The sequence below is a fragment of the Marinigracilibium pacificum genome, from assembly GCF_012926615.1.
Taxonomy (GTDB): Bacteria; Bacteroidota; Bacteroidia; order Cytophagales; family Cyclobacteriaceae; genus Mangrovivirga; species Mangrovivirga pacifica.
In genome coordinates, this window is record NZ_JABBNU010000011.1 from 48,469 (window position 1) to 68,173 (window position 19,705).

Annotated in this window: 13 protein-coding genes; 8 read left to right on the forward strand and 5 right to left on the reverse strand. The window is 34.6% G+C overall.

Going from position 1 to position 19,705, the window contains the following annotated elements:
- The first annotated feature begins 18 nt into the window (after positions 1–18).
- Both HH304_RS16975 and HH304_RS16980 read left to right on the forward strand, forming a co-directional pair.
- Positions 19–1,218: an alkaline phosphatase gene (locus tag HH304_RS16975; protein WP_169684334.1), complete on the forward strand. Its 1,200-nt coding sequence runs from the start codon at positions 19–21 to the stop codon at positions 1,216–1,218.
- Between the two features lie 14 nt (positions 1,219–1,232).
- Positions 1,233–1,667 carry a DoxX family protein gene (locus HH304_RS16980; RefSeq protein ID WP_169684337.1) on the forward strand — a complete coding sequence of 145 codons (435 nt, stop codon included), beginning with the start codon at positions 1,233–1,235 and terminating at the stop codon, positions 1,665–1,667.
- A 56-nt stretch (positions 1,668–1,723) separates the two neighbouring features.
- Here the strand turns inward: HH304_RS16980 and HH304_RS16985 are convergent, their stop codons facing one another.
- From HH304_RS16985 to HH304_RS17005, 5 genes are read right to left on the reverse strand one after another with little or no spacing between them, the layout of a single operon-like run.
- Complete coding sequence (locus HH304_RS16985) at positions 1,724–2,257, reverse strand: hypothetical protein (RefSeq protein WP_169684339.1); 534 nt, start codon at positions 2,255–2,257, stop codon at positions 1,724–1,726.
- An 11-nt stretch (positions 2,258–2,268) separates the two neighbouring features.
- On the reverse strand, positions 2,269–3,177 hold the full coding sequence (locus HH304_RS16990) for an ROK family protein (protein WP_169684342.1): 909 nt from the start codon (positions 3,175–3,177) through the stop codon (positions 2,269–2,271).
- A 51-nt stretch (positions 3,178–3,228) separates the two neighbouring features.
- Positions 3,229–4,881 (reverse strand): hypothetical protein, encoded by a 1,653-nt coding sequence (locus HH304_RS16995; RefSeq protein WP_169684345.1) that lies wholly within the window; start codon positions 4,879–4,881, stop codon positions 3,229–3,231.
- A 38-nt stretch (positions 4,882–4,919) separates the two neighbouring features.
- Complete coding sequence (locus HH304_RS17000) at positions 4,920–6,278, reverse strand: sensor histidine kinase (RefSeq protein ID WP_169684348.1); 1,359 nt, start codon at positions 6,276–6,278, stop codon at positions 4,920–4,922.
- Positions 6,268–7,656, reverse strand: coding sequence for a sigma-54-dependent transcriptional regulator (locus HH304_RS17005; RefSeq protein WP_169684350.1), 1,389 nt, complete (start codon positions 7,654–7,656; stop codon positions 6,268–6,270). Before HH304_RS17005 ends, HH304_RS17000 begins: the two co-directional genes overlap by 11 nt.
- Positions 7,657–7,972: 316 nt before the next feature.
- On the opposite strand from HH304_RS17005, the gene HH304_RS17010 reads away from it, so the two are divergent.
- The 6 genes from HH304_RS17010 to HH304_RS17035 are packed head-to-tail and all read left to right on the forward strand — an operon-like array spanning position 7,973 to position 19,701.
- Positions 7,973–9,223 carry an efflux RND transporter periplasmic adaptor subunit gene (locus tag HH304_RS17010; protein WP_169684352.1) on the forward strand — a complete coding sequence of 417 codons (1,251 nt, stop codon included), beginning with the start codon at positions 7,973–7,975 and terminating at the stop codon, positions 9,221–9,223.
- Between the two features lie 20 nt (positions 9,224–9,243).
- Positions 9,244–9,942: an ABC transporter ATP-binding protein gene (locus tag HH304_RS17015; RefSeq protein WP_169684355.1), complete on the forward strand. Its 699-nt coding sequence runs from the start codon at positions 9,244–9,246 to the stop codon at positions 9,940–9,942.
- 47 nt (positions 9,943–9,989) lie between these two features.
- On the forward strand, positions 9,990–12,449 hold the full coding sequence (locus HH304_RS17020) for an ABC transporter permease (RefSeq protein WP_169684358.1): 2,460 nt from the start codon (positions 9,990–9,992) through the stop codon (positions 12,447–12,449).
- A 32-nt stretch (positions 12,450–12,481) separates the two neighbouring features.
- Complete coding sequence (locus HH304_RS17025; RefSeq protein WP_169684360.1) at positions 12,482–14,926, forward strand: ABC transporter permease; 2,445 nt, start codon at positions 12,482–12,484, stop codon at positions 14,924–14,926.
- Positions 14,927–17,344 carry an ABC transporter permease gene (locus HH304_RS17030; protein WP_169684363.1) on the forward strand — a complete coding sequence of 806 codons (2,418 nt, stop codon included), beginning with the start codon at positions 14,927–14,929 and terminating at the stop codon, positions 17,342–17,344. It abuts the gene before it with no gap.
- A gap of 47 nt (positions 17,345–17,391) precedes the next feature.
- Positions 17,392–19,701, forward strand: coding sequence for an ABC transporter permease (locus tag HH304_RS17035; RefSeq protein WP_271711674.1), 2,310 nt, complete (start codon positions 17,392–17,394; stop codon positions 19,699–19,701).
- Positions 19,702–19,705: the final 4 nt, after the last annotated feature.

A 19,705-nucleotide genomic window follows, 5' to 3' on the forward strand; every position in this document is an offset into this window, starting at 1 on the left:
TCCCATAAAATTATCAGTATGAATAGATTTAGATATTTCGGAAAACTATTCTTTTTATCAATTTTTGTGATATTATCTTCTTGTGGATCTACCGATGGAGAAGGTTCTGAAAAAGTAATTCTTCAGAAGGTTGAACAACAATCCAGCGATCATGACAAAGTTCAGGTGTTCACTGGTGGACCTGCTTATGAAACAAAAGTTGATCTTCCGACTCCTTTAGAATTAAGTAAAGTCAAAAATATTATACTCTTAATTGGTGATGGGACAGGGCCTGCTCAGGTCTATTCGGGAAAAACAGCTAACAAAGGAAACATATTTTTGGATAATTTTCCGGTAATTGGAAAGTCTAAAACTAATTCATCAGATGATTATGTTACAGATTCTGCTGCAGGAGCTACAGCTTTAAGTGTAGGGGAAAAGACCTATAACGGAGCAATAGGTGTAGGTCCAAATGGAAATCCGCTTAAAACTATTCTGGAGATGTCTGAGGAAAAAGGGCTTTCGACAGGGCTGGTTGCTACAAGTACAATAACTCACGCTACTCCTGCATCTTTTATTGCCCATCAGCCTCAGCGGAAAATGCATGAGGAAATAGCAGCAGATTTTCTTAAAACTGATATTGACTTGTTTCTTGGAGGAGGATTAAAGTTTTTCACTGATAGAAAAGATGGCAGAGACCTAACTCAAGAATTGAAATCCAAAGGTTACTCGGTACTTACTGATGTTAATCAGCTAAAAGGGTATTCAGGTTATAAACTGGCTGGACTTTTTGCTGAAGACGAAATGCCTAAGTATCCGGAGAGAAAAGAATTTTTGCCTGAAGCAACAAAGAAGGCGATTGACATACTTTCTAAAAACGATAAAGGTTTTTTCTTGATGGTAGAAGGATCTCAGATTGATTGGGGTGGGCATAATAATGATTTGGCTTATGTGATTAATGAGTTTGGTGACTTTGACAGAGCAGTGGGTGTGGCTTTGGAGTTTGCTGCTAATAATAAAGAAACACTAGTTATTGTTACTGCTGACCATGAAACAGGGGGGCTGTCTCTTATTTCAGGAGACATTAATAAGGGGAGAGTTGAAGCTTCATTTGCTACCGGTCATCATACCGCTGTTCCGGTTCAGGTGTATGCTTATGGCCCATATCAATCATTATTTCAAGGAACTTATGAAAATACAGCTATTTTTAGTAAAATGAAGGAAGCATTTGGATTTTAATTAATCAAAATTATATGTCAAAGCTCTTTTATTTGACTAGTATCAGGTCCAGGTCCCTATCTCTTGCATTACTTATTTATAGGGTTGCATTTGGAGCAATGCTATTAAGTCATGGTTTACCTAAGATGATGGAATTTGAATCATTGAGTCAGTCTTTTCCTGATCCATTAGGCATTGGGTCTGTACTAAGCTTGATTCTGGTTATAATAGCTGAAGTAATTTGTTCGGTTTTTGTGATATTTGGTTTAATTACTCGCTTGTCAATTATTCCTATTCTAATAACCATGCTGATCGCAGTATTTATAATTCATGGTAATGATGAATTTTCAAAGCAGGAGTTAGGTTTACATTATTTGATTGGCAGTGTGTTTTTTCTAATAGTTGGGCCTGGAAATTATTCTCTTGACAAATGGATACTTAAGATGCGCAAAAAGAAATTCTTTAAATAAAAAAAGTCCGGTAAATACTTACCGGACTTTTTTATATTCTTATGATTAAAGGATATTTATTGTCCTAATATCTTAGCATCAATAAAGAATTTAGAATATACATTTACTGTGTGATCTTGACTCAGAATTTTATCGGTCGTTACGTCGGTCGTTAATGTATAAGAACCAGCTTTAATATATTCCACCAATTCAACGTCTTGTGTTTCCAGGCTAAATGTATTTACACCAGCTGGAACATTTGTTTCTGTTGCAATAAGCTTTTTAGAAAGACCATCTGCCTCAATGTAAATGCTAATTTCATTTAAGAAGTCAAAATTTGCTTCCTGCGGAGCTGTCAAAGTCAGTGTCAGCTCAGTTAATTTACAAGATTCAACAAGGTTAACATTTGAGTTGTTATTCTCAAATTCTTGTGAACCACTAGACTGCATTGCAGGTGTTGAAATATCACCTAGAAATAGAGTAGGAGCCTGTCCCGGGATTGTAAATGAAGTTTCTTCATCATAATAAAACTGTGTTAAACTATCTAAAGTATCACAGCTTGAAATTAAAAATGATACCAGAATAAAGCTTAAAAAAGTAATTTTCTTCATAATTATGATTTTTAATCATCAATGAACAGAGAAGCAGCGCCTAGAATTCCTGCGTCATTTCCTAGAGATGCCTTCTTAATTTTCAGATCTTCTGTGTAATATTCAGGAAGATACTTATTTAAGACATTCATTATCTCAGGTTTGATTAGCTTTAATCCTGTAGCAAGCCCTCCGCCAACATATATGTCGTTAATATCAAAAAGTCTAAGTGAGGTAACCAGAGCCTTGCCTAAAAGGTTTCCAATTCGAGAAAAAACTTTCTTTCCTACAATGTCATCTTCTAATCCTGCAAGAGCAACGTCTTTTGGCCTGAAGGATTTTAACTCGTTTATTTCACTTTCCGGATGCTCCTTTAGCAGATTTAAAGTCATTTTCATGATTCCTTTTTTACCGATGTGGGCTTCGAGTACTTTCCCGTCATCCGAAATTATATGGCCTAATTCCATAGCATTTCCCTTTCCACCTGTAAATATTTTTTTATTCAGGATTAAACCAGACCCCACTCCGGTGCCAAGAGTAATGAATAAGAATGTTTTTGGCATATGATCAGAACCAAAATTATACTCTCCTAATGCTGCTGCATTTGCGTCATTTTCTAGTTTGAATTTTTTGTCTGGAAAGGCATTTTCTAATTCCTTAAAAAACTTGGTTCCTCCAATATTTGGGATATTTGGAATCTCGATAATTTTTTTTCTGTCATTAGAAAGTGTCCCTGGTAAACCAATTCCAATTTTATCTATTTCGGGGTATCGTTTAATTTCATTTCCCATTACCTCAATAAAATGATTGATAAAAGTCATTTCATCCGGTCGGTCTTTGGTTGTACTGTACTTTATTTTATCAATGATTTTTCCTTTTTTGCTAACGACTCCTATCTTAATGTTGGTTCCCCCTACATCGACCCCAAAATATTTTTCCATGGTGAGTAAATTGGTTTGGTTTATTTAAAATTACTTAATAGCTGATAAAACTTAAAATGCTGAAGTGTTTGGTATCTGGTAATTAGGCGGTAAGCCTTTATGTTTTCGAAGTAAAGTTGAAATTGCACCGGTCTTAAGGCTATTAGCCATAAAGTGAAAGGCAGATTTTGTCCTGACTCTGTCAAACTTAATTTCTCCATAATGAAAGTGTTTATCACCAATCACATTATCTTTTGCAATTAACCTGTTTGCTAAAAAGGATTCGATGGGTTTATGATTTGAGTTTTTATGTTTTCCATAGAGTTCGACATTTAAATCTGTATATGGCATTAACATCCATCCTTTCGATTTATAATCATTTCCAGAGAAAGAAAAGGTGATTTCATGCAGGTTACCATCTATTTTCATATGAGTTAATGGAGTTACAAATGAATTTAATGATGACATTTTCATTCTGTCGAGTTTGCCACTTGTGTGAAATGTTTGATATTCATCATCATAACTGCCATTTATATTTACTTTTAAGGATGTCCCACTCATAAAAAGACACGATACATTTATATTGTATTTATTGTTTTTTAAAATATTGTTTTCAAGATTGGTTAGGTTGGTAATGTCAGATTGTAATGAGGTAATATTGATCATCAATAAATCAGCATACTCATTTACTTGCTTTTCTTTATAGATTATAGATGCATCTTTGATTGTCAGATGGGGGATATTAAATTTAATGGGTGCAGAAAGTATCATTCCGGCGAAAAGATCTTTCGTTGGCTGTGGATAAAGATGAATGTTTTTGTTTCTGAAGAGTTCTAAGCTTACTGAGTCAATTAGCATTGAATCAAGATCAATGTATGCATCAAGGCTATCAATAACAGGGTTGTACATTATCAGCTGATCTACAAATATTCTGGGGATATCAACTTGTTTTCCAACTTTTAACGATGTTGTTTCTAAATCTTCTACCGGAGAATAATTAATGCCGGAAATAGTAAGGTTTTTATCTTCAAAAGATATAGAGGAAACTTCATATTTAAAGAGGCTATCTTTATCATGATAGGTTATTTGATTAATATCAAATTTAGCATCCCTGAGTAAAAATGGTGTTTCAGATTTAATCCTTGAACTATCAGTGGTAATTTCAGATACATTAATATTAATTGGACCTGCACTCATAATAAGTTGGTCATTATTATGAGAATAGTAATTTTTATAATAGCTGTCTTTGATTTCAAATCCCTTAATTAGGATTCCTTCGGAAATTATATTCCATATATTTTCATGTTGTTTTTTGCCAGTGGTCGTTAGTGAATCTTTAACTTCATTTTTAGTACCACTATAGTGAGAGATATCAAGATTATTTATGAATAACTGATCTGCGACAAATTTTCCGTTAAAGTATAGCTTACTGAAGGATACTCCTGAAAGTTTAAATAATTGAGCCTTTGCTTTTATTATGTCTTTGATTGAATCATTTTCGAGCGTTTCTTTGGGATGAATATCCACCCCCTCAAATGTTATACTTCGTTCGAAAATTGATAGGCGAACATTTTCAATATCAAATGAATATTCGGATCGGGAATTATTAATGATCTTTTTTACATGGTCTTCAGAAAAGTATTTTAAGGAAAAGCCAATAATTAATAATATACCAATAGTACTAAATATGAATACTCGTTTTTTACTAAAAGAGGATGATTTCATTTATATAAGATAATATAATTAGCTTATATAATCATTATTTAAACCCTGAAATGAAGGCTAAATGTAGTCTCTTTGCCTGGGGTTGAAAAGATTTTGATATCACCACCATGAAGCTGCATAATTTGTCTTGCTAGTGCGAGTCCTATTCCTGAACCTTCTTTTTTGGTAGTATAAAATGGAATAAATATTCTGTCTAGTTTTGATTGTTCAATTCCAGGCCCATTATCTGTTACAGAAATACATCCCAATCCTTGTCCATTATTGAAAGCCTTAACTGTGATTTTTCGGTCGTCTTGCTCTAAAAGTGCTTCCTTTGCATTTTTTAGCAAGTTAATTAATACCATTTCAATTAATTCTTCATCGGCATTGATGACCATTTCTTCAGGCTTGATTTCATAATTCAATTCAATTTTTTCATTCTGGAAGTCTTCTTTAAGAAGTTGGGATATTGACTGAAGCAATATCTTAACGTTTACAACTTCAATATTTGTTTCAGGAATGTTACTGTATTCACGATATGCATTAACGAATCTGAGTAATCCCCTGCTTCTGTTTTCGATAGTTTTTAATCCATCACAGATATCCTGATATGATTCTTCTTCTATACTATAATCACCTTTTTCAGTCTGTACAGCATCTTCGATAATAATGTCGTTAAGCGAACTGACCAAAGTTGATATCGGTGTAATACTATTCATTATTTCATGTCTCAAAACTTTGGTCAGGTTTTGCCAGGCATCCAGCTCATGTTTTCTAAGTTCATTTTGAATGTTTTGAATAGCCACAAGTGTCCAGTATTGACCGTCCATTTTTAGTCCGGTAGAATTAATAGAGAGCTGTGTTTCAGGATTAGTCTTTATTAGAAAATTCTGCCCCGGACGCATTTTAGTAAATGTTTCGTGAAGTTGCTGGTTTACTACTTCAAGGTCTTCGATATTCTTCATTTGTCCGATACCCAGAAGTTTTTTAGCTGAATTATTTATAATTCCAACTCTGCCATTACTGTTAAATGAAATAATGCCGGTTTGAATGTGTTGAAGGACAGTATATAATACCAGGTTTTGTGTTTCTGCCTCGGATCTGATTTTTTTAAATGCATTCAAAACTTCATTGAATGCTTTATTCATTGTTTTGAATGTTTTACCTTTTTTATTGTTGGTGCTGAAGTTGGAATTAAAGTCAGCATATCTGATTGATTCAAGAAATTTGGTAACCTTTTTATTAAAGTCGTTACAGTAATGAATCAAATTAAACATTACAATTACAGCAAAAAGAACCCATATCGAAAACAATAGGGAAAATCCTGTGGATAGGTAATTATAAGCAGCCATGCTGATAAATACAGCCATAAAAACTACTCTGATAGTAACACCGAATATGAAATTTTTAAAGACCATATTTTTCTAATCTTCGATATAAGGATGATCGCGTTAGTCCAAGCTCCTGAGCTGCTTGTGTAACATTCCCATTAAACTTTTTAAGTGCTTTTCTGATTAGTATCTTCTCAACTTCCTCTATATTAAGCTGATCAAGATTATCTTCATGGAAACTCTTGGTTTGAGAGGCGCCAAGGTTACTGAATATATCTTCGGGTTGAAGAATCTTTCCAGTTGTAAGTATTACAGCTCTTTCTATGGCATGCTGAAGCTCACGAACATTACCCGGCCATTGATATTTTTGCATTCTCGATATAGCTGCCTCGCCAGCTTTAACAACATCTTTATTGTATTTCTTGGCATAATGACTAATAAAGTGGTTTGTAAGCAGAGGAATATCTTCAATTCTATCTCTAAGTGCGGGTAACTGAACTTCAATTGTATTGATTCTGTAAAGTAAATCTTGTCTAAACCCACCATTGCCGACCATTTCTCCAAGAGGCATATTAGTAGCCGATATTAGCCTAATGTCTACATCAACAGGTTTATTACTACCGACTCTGGTGACCCTGCGATTTTGAAGTACTGTTAATAATTTGGCCTGATGAGAAGGGGAGATATTTCCTATTTCATCAAGAAACAACGTGCCTTTATGAGCCATTTCAAATCTTCCTGCTCTGTCAGCTTTAGCATCTGTAAATGACCCTTTTACATGACCGAATAATTCACTTTCAAAAAGTGTTTCGGTAACTGCTCCTAAGTCTACAGACACAAAGGCTTCGTCATTTCTTAAAGAGGAACGGTGAATTGCCCGCGCAATCAATTCTTTCCCCGTACCATTTTCTCCGGTGATCAATACATTTGCATCGGTAGCTGCAACTCTTTCGATAGTATCAAATACCCGTTGCATTGCTGGGCTTTGCCCAATTATCTCTGAGTATTTCTTATCAATATCTGCATACAATTGTTGCTTGACATTCTTCAATGCATCAATTTCCAGTTTGCTTTGCCTTAGCCTCAATGCCGAGGATAGTGTGCCCAGTAATTTTTCATTTTCCCATGGCTTTAAGACAAAGTCTGTGGCGCCTTCTTTTATAGCTCTTACAGCCAGATCAACATCACCATATGCAGTAATTAGTACTACAACAGCTGAAGAATCAATTTCAAGAATTTTATTAAGCCAATGAAAACCTTCTGATCCGCTACTAACATCTTTCGTGAAATTCATATCAAGAAGAATCACATCATAATGATCATTATTAAGAAGGTTTGGGATATTCTCAGGTTTACTTTCCGTATCTACTCTTAGGAAATGTCTCTTTAGAAAAATCCGTGCTGCTTTTAGCAGATCTTCATTGTCATCTACAATTAATAGGGTGCCTTGTTTTACTTCGCTCATATGGTCAGGTAAAATTACGATAGACTGTTTGCTAAAATCATACCATAAATACCAGTTGTTGAATATAATGCCGGTATCTAGTGACGTTAACTGTCAAAAATGATTCTTCAGGTCAATTCAGGCTATATTTTAAGTCTTGGATTTATTTAATAGAATTTTTTATTAATATAATCAAAAATATTCAGCGGTGTCCGTCAGCGGACGGTTTTGTTCGCTATGATACAGTGAACTAATAAAAATCCCCCAAATTGGGCCTTATATTGATGTTTTTTATTGGCACGACTTTTTCAATAGTACAATCGGAAATATATTTTTTATGGATCGAAAAATTGAAAAAAAGCAATGGACCTGGAAAAAGATTAGTGGAGTAGCAGTAGCAACTTTGCTGGTCGGTTTTCTTGCATACCAATTGATTTTGGGAGATAACAGAAGTTCTTTAAATGTAGAATCTGAGAGAATAACTATAGCCGAAGTTAAGAGAGATAAATTTCAAGAGTTTATTCCTGTTAATGGAAATGTTGCTCCTGGAGAAGTCTATTATCTCGATGCAATTGAAGGTGGGATTATAAATGATGTCATCAGGGAATCAGGCGCTATGGTTAAGGAGGGAGATACTATCTTAATACTTAGTAATTCAAACCTTCAACTGGATGTAATGCAGAGGGAAACTCAATTATACGAACAAATAAATAACTTAAGACAAACCAGATTGCTCCTTGATCAAAACGATTTAAGTCAGCGGGCTCAGTTAGCAGAAATAGATTATCAGATAAACATTTTGCAACCACAATTTGAGCGAAGTAAAAAATTATATAAGGAGAAATTGATAAGTGAGCAGGAATATGAGCAGATCGACGAGCAGTTAAAGTATAACAAAAACAGACGTAAATTAACTTATCGCTCATATAGAAATGACTCTATAGCCAGGGCTATCCAAATGAATCAGCTTTACCAGTCTGAACAACGAATGCTCCGTAGCCTCGATGCTGTAGGTAAAATTTTGGATAACCTTATCATTACTGCTCCGGAATCAGGACAGTTATCTGCTCCGCAGCTCGAAGTTGGACAATCTGTGGGTTCTGGTATGAGACTGGGTCAAGTTGATGTAATGGGGAATTATAAAGTAAGAGTAGGAATTGATGAACTGTATCTTCCAAGAATTGATATAGGCCAAAGAGGAACTTTTACATTCGCGGGGAAAGATTATTCGCTGGAGATCAGCAAGATTTATCCAAATATCACCGATGGAAAATTTCAGGTTGATATGATATTTAATGGAGAAATTCCTAATGGTATAAGACGAGGTCAGACCCTAAGAATTCGTCTGGAATTGGGTAATCTGGAAGAAGCTTTATTACTGCCGACTGGTGGTTTCTTTAATGATACCGGAGGAAGATGGATATATGTCCTAAATAGTGATGAGACTAAAGCATATAAGAAAGAAATAAGTATCGGAAGAAGAAATCCTGATTATTATGAAGTATTGAGTGGACTTGAACCTGGTGACAGAGTGGTGATATCCGGTTATGATAATTTCGGTGATAATGAAGTATTGAATCTTAAATAACTACGCAAAAACAATATACAATGGAGAATATTTTAAGAACTGTAAACCTTACCAAGCTGTATCGTACAGAGGAGGTTGAAACTACTGCACTTAACGGTATTGATATTGAAATCAAAAAGGGTGAGTTTGTTGCTATAATGGGCCCCTCAGGATGTGGTAAATCAACTTTGCTGAATATTTTGGGCCTATTGGATAACCCATCAAATGGTGAATATCATTTTGTTGAACAAGAAGTAAGTCGTTTTAGCGAAAGGCAAAGAGCAAAGTTGCGAAAAGGAAATATAGGCTTTGTGTTCCAGAGTTTTAATCTCATTGATGAACTGACAGTATTTGAAAATGTGGAATTGCCATTATTGTATCTTAAGGTACCAGCTAGCGAAAGAAAACAAAAGGTAGAAGAGGTACTTGATCGCATGAATATAATGCATAGACGTAACCACTTTCCTCAGCAGTTATCAGGAGGTCAGCAACAGCGTGTTGCAATTGCCAGAGCAATTGTTGCTAAACCTTCAGTGATACTTGCCGATGAGCCAACAGGTAACCTTGATAGTGCAAATGGAGAAGAAGTAATGAGACTTCTAGAACAGTTAAATGGTGAAGGAACTACAATTATTATGGTTACTCACTCCCCACATGATGCAAATTATGCTCACAGGATTATCAATTTATTTGATGGCCAGGTAGTTACAGAAAATATCAAGGAGCAGTTTCATGTTTAGACCAATCTGAATTATTTCAGAGATTTATTTACCAAAACCCTACCACCATGTGGAAAAATTATCTAAAAATAGCTTTCAGGAATTTATGGAATACCAAGTTTTATTCCCTGATCAATATATTTGGTCTGGCTATCGGAATTGCCTGTTGCATAATGATTGTTCTATATATTTTGGATGAAGTTAGCTATGATAAGCATTTCAAGCATTCCGAAAGAATATACAGGACTACCAATGAAGTAAGTTTTGGAGGTAATTATTCACATTACGCTGTTACTCCGGCACCAATGGCTTCAGCGTTGGTAGAGGATTATCCATATGTTGAAGTAGCAGGTAGGTTTAGAACCTGGGGAGATTACCTTGTTAAGGTTAATGAAGATGATCAAAATGTAAAAGAGAAGGAAGTAGTATTTGCTGACTCTTCTATTTTCAATGTATTTTCGATTCCTTTTATCCAGGGTGATGCAAATAAAGTACTTAAAGAGCCATATACAGTAGTTATTTCGGAGTCTGTGGCAAAGAACTACTTCAATACCACAGATGTCGTTGGTAAACATTTAATATTTGATAATGAAAATAAGTATCGTATCGATGGAGTGATAGAGGATCTACCCGAAAATACACACTTCGATTTTAATATCTATCTATCTCTTCTTGAAAGAGGTGAGAGTAAATCTGATCACTGGCTTAGTAATAATTTCCATACTTATTTCAGGTTAAAAGAAGGAGTAGATGTTAAGAAGTTTGAATCGCAGATTAGGGAAGATTTGCTTTACAAATATATTGGTCCTCAAATCACAAACCTTTTGGGTACAACCTATGATGATCTTGAAGCACAAGGTAACTTTTTGAAATATCACATTCAACCACTGGAAGATATTCACTTATATTCTGAAGTAGGCATTGAGCTAGGTCAGAATGGAGATATAAAATATGTGTACATATTCATAACCGTTGCCATCATAATTTTACTTATAGCGTGTATTAATTTTATAAACCTTTCAACTTCAAGGTCAATTAAAAGGTCAAAAGAAGTAGGGATTAGAAAAACTCTGGGGTCACAAAAAAGGCAATTAGTAATTCAGTTTTTAGTAGAAAGCCTGATGATTTCTTTCTTTGCATTGATCATTGGTTTGATTATTGTCGAGATAACCCTGCCATTGTTTAATCATTCATTTGATAAGCATATTGTTTCTGATTATTTCCATCGTCCTATTCTTAGTGGGATATTAATATTCATTTTGATATTAACTGGTCTGGTTGCTGGGAGTTATCCGGCATTAAGACTTTCCTCTTATAAGCCAGTTGATGTTTTAAAAGGAATCAAAATAACAGGAAAAGGATCATTTACATTAAGAAATTTTTTAGTGGTAGGGCAATTTGCCATTTCAATTATTCTAATAATAGGCACTCTGGTTATCGTCGGTCAGTTAAACTATATCCAAAATAAAAAATTAGGGTTTGAAAAAGATCGGGTGTTAATCATAAAGGATGTTTGGGGATTGAACGATCAGGCTAAGGTATTTAAAAAGAAAGTAAATGATCTGGCAAACGTAGAATATACCTCATTGACCAGTTTTCTACCTGTTGAAGGTTATGCAAGAAGTGACAATATGCATTGGCGGAATGGAGTTAATCCTGATCCCCAAACTTCTGTTAGCATGCAAACCTGGTGGACTGACGGGGATTATTTTAACACATTGGGGCTTGAAATCATATCAGGAAGAGCATTCGACACTAACAAGCCTGCAGATTCTGCAACTGTATTACTTAATGAGTCAGCCATAGATATGTTTGGCTTTGAAGGGGATCCTGTTGGGCAATACATCCATACTTTTGCCTATGACGATGAAAAAGGACAAGTGGATAAAGAAAACATTTTAGCATACAAGGTGATTGGTGTTGTCAAAAATTTTCATTTCAACTCAATGAAGCAAACCATAACAGCTTTGGGGATCTTTAATGGTGAAAACTATGGTACTCTGATGGTTAAGATGAAAAGTGATGATTACAAAAACACTTTGTCCAATATTAAAAAATTATGGTCGGGATTCACTAAAAACCAGCCTTTCCAGTATTCATTTCTTGATGATGATTTTGAATCTATGTATGTAGCAGAACAACGTGTCAAAAGCTTAATGTTGGTATTTTCTGGTCTTGCAATCTTTGTTGCTTGTCTTGGGTTATTTGGGCTATCTGCATTCACAGCTGAAAAACGATTCAAAGAGATCGGAGTGAGAAAAGTTATGGGTGCAGAAACCAATCAGGTAGTGGTGATGTTGCTTAGTGGGTTTATGAAACTGGTGTTTGTGGCTTACATTATCGGAGTACCGATTGCGTGGTTTGCTATGAAACGATGGCTTGAAGATTTTGCCTATAAAACTGAAATAAGTCCTAAAATAATATTGCTGGCTTTGGTGCCTGCCCTGATAATTGCACTGGTAACAGTTAGTTTCCAATCTATAAAAGCTGCTCTCAGCGATCCTGTTAAAGCATTGAGAACGGAATAGGTCTATTTTAAAATATTTAAAATCAATCGAGAATGTGGATCAATTATTTAAAAATTGCCTTTAGAAACCTTCTGGCTAAAAAGCAATATACAATTATAAATCTGGTAGGACTATCGGCCGGCTTGGGAGTTGCAATTCTGATACTGTTTTTTATAGTTCAGGAACATAACTACGATAAGTTTAACAAGAATTATGACCGCATTGCAAAAGTAATGCTTCATGAGGTGATCGATAATAATGAAGATTATGGAACATCTACACCTCCTGTATTAATGCCAACTATCAAAGAAGAATTTCCACAGGTAATTGCATCTTCAAGGTTTATAAATACAATGAATATGACCCGGATTGCCGGAGGAAAAAGTATTAATCAGCTAACCCACCTGGTAAGTACGGATTTCTTCAAAATATTCGACTTTGAGTTTATTGTAGGTAATCCGGAAAGTGCTTTGTCATCATATTCAAACATTATTCTTACAGAAACTACTGCAAAAAAGTATTTCGGGAATACAAATATCATTGGCAGACCCATTGAAATGCAAATAGGACCTGAATATGAAGAATACGTAGTTTCGGCAGTAGTAAAGGATCCTGACAGTAACTCTAGTATACAATTTGAGGCCTTACTTCATGATGAGCAGTTCAAACAAGTATTTGGAAAGGATGGTCTCGAAGGATGGTTTAATGTTTTTGGTGAGACCTTCATTTTGTTAGAAGAGGGAACCGTAATGTCTGAGTTTGAGGCTCTACTACCAAAAATGATTAAAAAAGCCTTAGGCAAAGATTATGAAGAAGGAACCTACTGGCTAACACTTTTACCTTTAGCTGATATTCATATTAATGGTACGGACCCTTCAGGAATGTCTGTTACCACAGATCCGAAGTTATTGAAGATTCTAGGCGGTATAGCAATTCTGGTATTGATTATAGCTTGTATAAATTTCACCACGATGGCAATTGGTCGATCAATTACAAGAGCAAAAGAAGTGGGGGTCAGGAAAACCATGGGAGCAAGGTATAAGCAGCTTTTTATACAATTTATGGTTGAAGCCTTATTGATCACCGTATTTTCTGCAATAATCGGAATTATCATAGCTCAATTGATACTTCCTATATTCAATGATCTTTTTGATAAGAATGTAGAGCTTGCATTTGAAGCAAAATACATAGCATTATTAATTGTACTTGTATTAATTATTGCTTTTGCAGCTGGTGTTTATCCTGCAGTTTTCCTGTCATCTCTTAAACCGGTTACAGTTCTTAAATCTCATCTAACATTAAGTTTTGGTAAACAAAATTTAAGAAAGGGGTTATTAGCATTTCAATTTTTTGTTTCAATTTTTCTAATAACATGTACACTCATAATGTACATGCAAATTGACAAGATTAGAAATTTTGATTTGGGTTTTAATAAAGATCAAATTATTGAGATTAATGTTATTCCTACTCCATCATCTGATTTAGGCCCTTTAGTAGTAAATGGTTTTAACAAGACGGTACCTTTCGTTAATGAATTAAAGCAAAAAGCATTTGTGGAGAATTGTGGAGTAACGCTTGCTACTTATGGAAACAATGTTTGGTGGCAAGCTGGATTTCCATTGGAAGATGGTTCATTATTTAAATTCAGAATGAATATTGTTAGCCCGGGTTATGCAGAAACTTTGGGACTTGAATTTGTCGAGGGAAGGAATTTTATAGATAATGCTTCTGATAGTAGTGGTATAATAATAAATCAGAAAATGGCAGAATTGCTAAATCTGAATGATCCGATCAATTCTCAGCTTCCGAGTACCGATAATTTTGACCCACATCAAATAATCGGGGTAGTTAAAAATTTTCACCATGCCGCACTCTATGAAGAAATTGAGCCTTTAATATTGGCAGTCGATCCGGAACTTGTTTTCTCAGGTCTAACACATTTGAATATTCCCGGAGGAATGAACCCGGTGGTTTTAGTCAAAGTTAATTCAGACAATTTTAGATCTCATATTGCTCAAATAGAATCAGATTTCAATAAGTTATATCCTGGAGAGCCATTTAGCTTTAAGTTTCTCGATGAGACAATCCAGAGACAATACGAGGAGGATGAAAAATTAAGTAAAATGGTTACAGCAGGAGCTCTAATATCGATAATTATTGCTGCTATGGGCTTGTATGCTCTTGTTTCTCTGGCTATCAATAGTAGAACAAAAGAAATAGGAATAAGGAAAGTAATGGGAGCCGGAGCAATGTCTCTTTCCGGAATGTTTAATTCAGAATTTCTGAAAGTTACTATAATTGGAATTTTAATCGCATTGCCAGTTAGTCTCTTCTTTATGCAAAGCTGGCTTTCTTCCTTTATTTATCATGAAGTAAACTGGGTTTGGATTATGGCATTGGCAGCATTTATTGGTATTGTTTTCACAATGATTATAGTGACAATTAATACGCTAAAAGCTGTTTGGTTAAACCCTGTTGACACATTAAAAGACGAATAAATGAGCGTTATACTAAATAATATCAAAACAACTACCAGAGCTTTGCTAAAGCATCGTAATAATACTATTATTAATCTGTTAGGCTTAAGTATCGGTGTTGCCGGAGCACTTATGCTTTTGGTTTTATATTCTCATTTTTCAGGATATGATAAGTACCATGATGATTATCAAAGGATTTTCAGAGTAAATACACATGACAACTTCCGTGGAGAATTATATTATTCGATGGGTGTACAGGCAATATTGCCAACCTCCATTGAAAATAAGATTCCTGAAATAGAAAATTCAGTTTTCTTTTCTGGTGTATATAGTGCAGATAAATTGATTACCATTCCTAAAAAAGGAGGTAATGAAGAATATTTTCAATTAGATGGAAGAGAGAATGTAGCGTATACTTCCGGAGCGTTTTTTGAGATTTTTAGTAGAGAGATTTTAAGAGGAGGTAAAAAGGAAAAACTACTGAACTCAAAAAATGAGGCTGTTATTTCAGAATCAATTGCTTTGAAATGGTTTGGTTCAACTGATGTGATCGGCAACGACTTTATTCTGGATGGCCATGATACATTTGTAATAACCGGTGTAATGGAAGATTACCGTAATGACACAGGTTTTCCATTTGATATTTTCCTTTCATACATAACTATTAAGGAAGAGAAGGAAGAACCAGGGTGGACAAGTTTATATAGTGATGATACATTTTATGTAAAGTTAAAAAATAGTGATAGAAAGGCTACTGTTGATTCCCAGATAGCAAAAATTCTTGAAGATGTTATTGAAGAAGATCCTGCAGATGCCGGTGATAGAAATTTTTACTTGCAACCGCTGGTAGAAACTCATACTGATAAACGGTTTTCAAACTACAATTACAGAACAATATCAGATGGTACCTTACAGTCGCTTATAGTAATATCCATATTGTTGTTATTAACCGCTTGTGTGAATTTTATTAATTTATCGACAGCGGTTGCAAACAAAAGGAGTAAAGAAGTCGGGGTTCGTAAAGTATTAGGTAGTTCCAGGAAGTCATTGGTTATAAGATTTTTGTTAGAAACTTCAATTATTACCCTGGCTGCATTAATGATAGCCTATGTGATTGATATTCTGTTGCTTGGAAAACTTAATGATTTTCTTGAAATAAAAATTGATGCTTCTGTATTTCTTAATGGTAATTTCATTGTTTTTCTAATATTTCTTTGGTTTGTCTTAACCATTTTGGCAGGACTATATCCGGCATTACTATTATCAGGGTTTAAGCCTGCAATTACTCTAAAAGGTAGGTTTAACTACAAAGGCTCTTTCAGTTACAATCTGAGAAGGATATTAGTTGGTAGCCAGTTTTTCATTTCTCAGGCTTTTATTATCTGTACAATCATTATGATTAGTCAGATGTCATTTTTTAAAAATCATGATCTGGGTTATAATAAATCCGGAATAATTGTGATGGATTTGCCTTATCAGGACATCGATAAAGCTGAACAGTTTAAGAATGAAGCATTGAAATATTCGGGTATCACTAATGCTGCATTGGGAATGTCATCTCCAGGCTCGGGGTCTGTTTCAAGCACTGGTATTTCCGTGGAGGGTTCTGATAGATCATATAATGTTCAGGTTAAAGTAGGAGACAAGGATTATATAGATACATATAATTTTCGGATAATTGAGGGAGAGGGACTTGTTAGAACTGATTCAGCAAACAGGTTTGTAGTAAATGAAACTTTTCTAAAAGAGACAGGGTATTCAAATCCCTCCGAAATTATCGGAAAAATGATAACTGTCTGGGGAACTGAAGCTCCCGTAACCGGAGTTGTTAAGGATTTTCATGCTCAAAGTTTAAAGAGAAAGAAAGAACCAATCGTGATGTTAGTCAGGCCTCAACATTATTATCACATTGGTTTTAAAGTTGCAGGAGGTAACATACCCGGTTCAGTAGAACATTTGAAGAAAGTTTATAAATCGATATATCCAAAGTATACCTTTGATTATAATTTCCTTGATGATTATCTGAATGTTACATTTTATGCTGATGATGAGCGGTTGACTACAATTTTCTCAATTTTTTCAGGTGTAGCCATATTTATTGGGTGTTTAGGGTTGTTTGGTTTGATTAGTTACATGGCTGAGCAAAAAATGAAAGAGATAAGCATAAGAAAGGTTCTTGGAGCATCAGAAAATCAGTTGATGTGGGTGTTTTCAGGTGAGTTTCTAAAACTGTTGTTAATATCATCACTTATCTCTTTTCCGGTAAGCTATTTGGTTATGAATAGATATCTGGAGGAGTATGTTTATAAAATTACGATTTCACCAATGTTTTTTGTTGCAGGATTGATTGTGACAGCGCTGATAGCCTTTGGAGCAATAGCCTTTCGTAGTTATAAAACTACCCGGGCAAATCCTGTAGTTGCACTTAAAGATGAATAACAAATACCGCTATGAATAACTACTTTATAAATTCTTTTATTCGGGATATGAAGAAAAACAAAATGTTTTCCTTTATAAATATTATTGGTCTGGCTATAGGCTTTGCTTTTAGTTTATTGGTTCTGGCCTGGGTTCATAATATGTATTCTGTTGATAAGTTTCATAGCAATATCGATAGGCTGTATCAGGTTATGGAGCATCAGACATATTCTGATGGTAGTATTATGACTACCCGATCCACTCCCGGGATATTTGGGCCAGAGTTTCAAAAAGAAATTCCTGAAGTTGAAAAAGCTGCAAGGATGACTTGGTATTATCACATGATCTCTTCATACGAAAAGAATTCCGTTAGGCAGTTAATTCGGCATACAGAACCGGAATTTCTTGAAATATTTTCATTTGAAGCTATTGATGGTATTCCTTCACTATCAGAAACCAATCATGCAGTAATTACTGAAAAGGCTGCTATCGAATTATTTAATAGTAAAAATGTTGTAGGTAAGACATTTACCCTCAATGGTGAAGAAGATTATGAAGTTACGGCAGTTATAAAACTAGATGAGCATAAATCAAGCATTGAGTTTGATGTCCTTATTCCATTTAAGCCATATTTTGAAGCAAATGACTGGATGCACAGTTGGGGTAATAATAATACTTTATGTTATGTCCTACTAGCGGAAAATGCTAATTATAATGATGTCAATAATAAGGTTATAGATTTTATAAAGAAAAGAGAAGAAGGTTCGGTTGTTGAAATTTTTATATACCCTTTCAAAGATGTTTATTTAAAAGGACTATTTAAGGACAAAGTAGAACGTGGAGGACAGGTAGAAAGTTTAAAGATTTTTGTTGTGATAGCAGTTTTTTTGCTAGTTATAGCAAGTATCAACTTTATGAATCTTTCTACAGCACGGTCAGTTAAAAAAGCTAAGGAAACAGGAATAAGGAAAGTAATTGGAGCCAGTAGAATTTCTTTAATCAGAAACTATCTTATATCAACATTTATATATGCTTTGATAGCAATTTTAGTTGGTTTAGTTATGGTTGAATTGATGTTACCCTTCTTTAATTCGATATCTCCTATGGAGATTACCATACCTTATAGTAGTGTGATATTCTGGGTTGGATTATTGGGTGTACTTTTTTTAACTGCTTTGATGTCAGGTATTTATCCTGCTATATACCTTTCGGATTTTAGGCCGGTGAGTGTATTGAAAGGAAAGGTTGAAAAGGGGAAGTCAGCCCTTCGATTTAGACAGGTTCTTGTTGTGGTTCAATTTAGCCTTTCTATTATCTTAATTACAGGTACAATGTTTACCTACCAGCAAATAAATTATATAAAGAATAAGAATATAGGCATGGATAAAGACCGGATTTTATTTTACTTTCCACATAGTACTTTTTACGAAAAATTTGATATCTGGAAAAACCAAATCGAGGATATGCCAGGGATAGAATCTGTTTCCAGAGTTGATCAAAATCCCATAAGAGTAGGGAACAGTACCGGAGATCCGGAATGGGATGGGAAAAATCCGAATGACAAAGTTCTTTTTGATGTGATGAATGTTGGCAAGGATTTTAATAAAACCATGGGGATAAAAATTGATAAGGGTAGATCCTGGGATGGCCGTAATACAGATTCTCTAGATTTTGTAATCAATGAGGAGGCTGCAAAATTAATGGGGATGAAAAACCCTATTGGTGAAAACCTTTCATTTTGGGGTAAAAAAGGGACTATTATAGGAATGTTTAAAAATGTTCATACTGGTTCATTAAAGCGTCCGATTGCTCCTACAATATTAAATTTTGATCCGAAGAAAACTTACCGTACAGTTATTAAGTTTAAGCCCAATGAGGAGACTGCAGCACTAGAGTCTATGAAGGCTATTCATTCTAATTATGATAAAATCACACCCTTCGATTATGAATTTATGAATGAGGCATATAACAAACTTTATAAAAATGAGGAAGTAATTGGAAAATTATCAGGGGTGTTTACAATAGTTGCAATAATTATTTCTTGTTTGGGATTATTTGGATTAGCTTCTTTTTCGGCAGAACAAAGAACAAAGGAGATTGGTATTAGGAAAGTATTGGGTAGCTCAGTGAAAAGCATTGTTTTGAGTTTCAATTCTTCATTTATAAAGCTTGTTTTCATTTCTACAATTATTGCAATTCCTATAATTTATATTTTGCTTAAAAATTGGCTTGAAAATTTCACTTATCACCTACCATTAAATGCCCCAGTGTTTATTTTGGGCGCTTTTGTGGCATTTCTGGTGGCCATTATTACAGTTACTTATCATGCCTTGCGAGCCGCTCAAACGAATCCTGTTAACGCGTTAAAATCTGAATAAGAAT

Bases quoted from the DNA above. Each gene is read 5' to 3' on its own strand.
- HH304_RS16975 (WP_169684334.1), top strand. From the start codon at position 19: ATGAATAGATTTAGATATTTCGGAAAACTATTCTTTTTATCAATTTTT.
- HH304_RS17035 (WP_271711674.1), top strand. From the start codon at position 17,392: ATGAAGAAAAACAAAATGTTTTCCTTTATAAATATTATTGGTCTGGCT.
- HH304_RS17015 (WP_169684355.1), top strand. From the start codon at position 9,244: ATGGAGAATATTTTAAGAACTGTAAACCTTACCAAGCTGTATCGTACA.
- HH304_RS17000 (WP_169684348.1), bottom strand. From the start codon at position 6,278: ATGGTCTTTAAAAATTTCATATTCGGTGTTACTATCAGAGTAGTTTTT.
- HH304_RS17020 (WP_169684358.1), top strand. From the start codon at position 9,990: ATGTGGAAAAATTATCTAAAAATAGCTTTCAGGAATTTATGGAATACC.
- HH304_RS17005 (WP_169684350.1), bottom strand. From the start codon at position 7,656: ATGAGCGAAGTAAAACAAGGCACCCTATTAATTGTAGATGACAATGAA.
- HH304_RS16985 (WP_169684339.1), bottom strand. From the start codon at position 2,257: ATGAAGAAAATTACTTTTTTAAGCTTTATTCTGGTATCATTTTTAATT.
- HH304_RS16980 (WP_169684337.1), top strand. From the start codon at position 1,233: ATGTCAAAGCTCTTTTATTTGACTAGTATCAGGTCCAGGTCCCTATCT.
- HH304_RS16990 (WP_169684342.1), bottom strand. From the start codon at position 3,177: ATGGAAAAATATTTTGGGGTCGATGTAGGGGGAACCAACATTAAGATA.
- HH304_RS17025 (WP_169684360.1), top strand. From the start codon at position 12,482: ATGTGGATCAATTATTTAAAAATTGCCTTTAGAAACCTTCTGGCTAAA.
- HH304_RS17030 (WP_169684363.1), top strand. From the start codon at position 14,927: ATGAGCGTTATACTAAATAATATCAAAACAACTACCAGAGCTTTGCTA.
- HH304_RS17010 (WP_169684352.1), top strand. From the start codon at position 7,973: ATGGATCGAAAAATTGAAAAAAAGCAATGGACCTGGAAAAAGATTAGT.
- HH304_RS16995 (WP_169684345.1), bottom strand. From the start codon at position 4,881: ATGAAATCATCCTCTTTTAGTAAAAAACGAGTATTCATATTTAGTACT.